At 37.0% G+C, this 2,284-nt stretch carries 1 protein-coding gene; it reads left to right on the top strand.

Annotated features, from left to right (window positions below):
* Nucleotides 1–379 precede the first annotated feature (379 nt).
* Complete coding sequence (gene ltrA, locus ACN6NE_RS30930; RefSeq protein WP_474329413.1) at nucleotides 380–2,185, top strand: group II intron reverse transcriptase/maturase; 1,806 nt, start codon at nucleotides 380–382, stop codon at nucleotides 2,183–2,185.
* The last annotated feature ends 99 nt before the right edge of the window (nucleotides 2,186–2,284 follow it).

Genomic DNA, 2,284 nt, shown 5'->3' with positions numbered 1-2,284 from the left:
ATAAAAACGCAGGGCGGGATACCGAAAAGTAAGATTTGTTTTTATGAAATTCGCACGACGGACGATGGCGTCGTAAGGCCCGCAGGCCTAAAGGTTGCACCTAAAAGTATAAAAGATAGCTAAGGTTGATGGAACGAGGAAAGCCAAACACGTTATATAAAAGACTATTCTCTTGACGGTTCTTATAAGGAAGTTGTAACTCCGAAATAGATTTAGTTTGGTGAGAGCAAGGTCATGACCAATGAAACATCTGTAATGGGTGTGGAGGAACAGGCCTAAGTCTATTGTTCTTAAAGATTGAAAGTTTTTCTAAGTGAGTTGCAAGGGTCAGGTAAGATGTTGGGAATGTCACTAAGCCTAAAAAGGGAAGTGATCCAACGTGCAAACACGACTACGATATGCTGATTATTACAATCTTACAAGTACATTTGATGAACTATATGAAAGGAGTAAAACAGGGGAAAACTTTACTCGGCTATACGACCTAATCACATCAAGAGAAAATATTCTCCTGGCATATAGAAACATCAAAAGGAACTCAGGAGCTAAAACTCCTGGAACAGATGGAAAGACGATATCGTATCTCAAAAATCTAAAAGATGAACAAATTGTGGGATTTGTGAGAAATAAGTTAATTAGCTATAAACCTGATAAAGTAAGGCGAAAGATGATACCAAAACCAAACGAGGAGTTCAGGCCCTTAGGTATACCAACCATTGAAGATAGATTAATTCAACAATGCTTTAAACAGATTTTAGAGCCTATCACAGAAGCACGCTTCTATAATCATAGCTATGGTTTCCGACCAATGAGAAGTACTCACCATGCTCTTGCAAGAGTACAATTTTTGATCAATAAAGGAAAATTACATTATATCGTAGACATTGATATTAAAGGATTCTTTGATAATATCAATCACACTAAGTTAATGAAACAGCTATGGAATATTGGTATCTGTGATAAAAAAGTGCTCGCCATTATAAGTAAAATGCTCAAGGCGGAAATCCAAGGGGAAGGTATCCCTACAAAAGGGGTGCCCCAAGGTGGTATATTATCTCCACTCCTTGCCAATGTCGTCTTAAACGATCTTGATCAATGGATCGCAAGGCAGTGGGAGAAGTTTGAGCCGGACTTTAACTATCATAATATCTGTAATCGAAATGCTGCATTGAAAAGGACCAGCCTAAAAGAAGGATATATCGTCAGATATGCCGACGATTTTAAAATTCTCTGTCGAGATTATCAAACGGCAGTTAAATGGTTTCATGCAGTTAGACTTTATTTAAAGGAAAGACTCAAACTTGAGATTTCTGAGGAGAAATCTCAAATTACTAACCTACGAAAGAGAAAGTCAGAATTTCTTGGATTTACGATAAAAGCTGAAAGAAAAGGGAAAAACGGCAGACGAGTGGCACAAACAGGTATATCTGAAAAGAAGAAAAAGCAAATTAAACAACAGGCTAAAACAATCATAAAAGCAATTCAAAAGGAACCAACAACACAGAACGCACTTAAGTGGAACGGGTTTATACTCGGAATTCATAACTACTTTAAAAAGGCCACTCTCGTTAATCTAGATTTTCATAGAATATACTATGACATCTCCCGCACTATGTATAACCGACTCAGGCAAAAAGCATATTACGGCAAACCTATTAATGCAACATACTCTTTCAGGAAGTTCTATCAGTCTAATTACAAAACATTCAGAGTGGCAAAAACGTGGCTTTATCCAATGAAAGATGTACAAACGCGAAACAACCTTTGTTTCAAACAAGATACTACGCCATATACACTCCGAGGAAGAATGGAAATTAACAAACGTCTCTCTAAGAATGTAGCTATAGAAATTAACAAACTTATGAAGTCATACATTCCTGATAGAAATGTTGAATATCTTGATAATCGTATCTCACGATACAGCATGAAAAGTGGTAAATGTGAAGTTACAGGTGTATTCTTACCAGCAGAAGATGTTCATTGCCATCACTACAGGCCAAGACATCTTGGAGGGGGAGATGAATTCGATAATCTTCGAATAATCCATAGGGATATACACCGTCTTATACATTCTAAAAACAAACAAATCATAAGTAATCTCACAACTTCAATACAGATTGATGAGAAAATCATCAAGAAAATTAATCAGTACCGTAAGGTGTGTAACTTAGAAAAACTTCAATAAGAAACAATAGATGGAGCGCCGTGTGCGATGAAAGTTGCATGCACGGTGCGAGGTGGGGGAAAAACCGGAGATAATCTCAAAAGTTTACCTATCACTATT

The sequence above is a fragment of the Priestia sp. 53B2 genome, from assembly GCF_056099005.1.
Note: the sequence above shows the minus strand (reverse complement) of the source record. Positions and strands in the feature narration are given on the sequence as shown.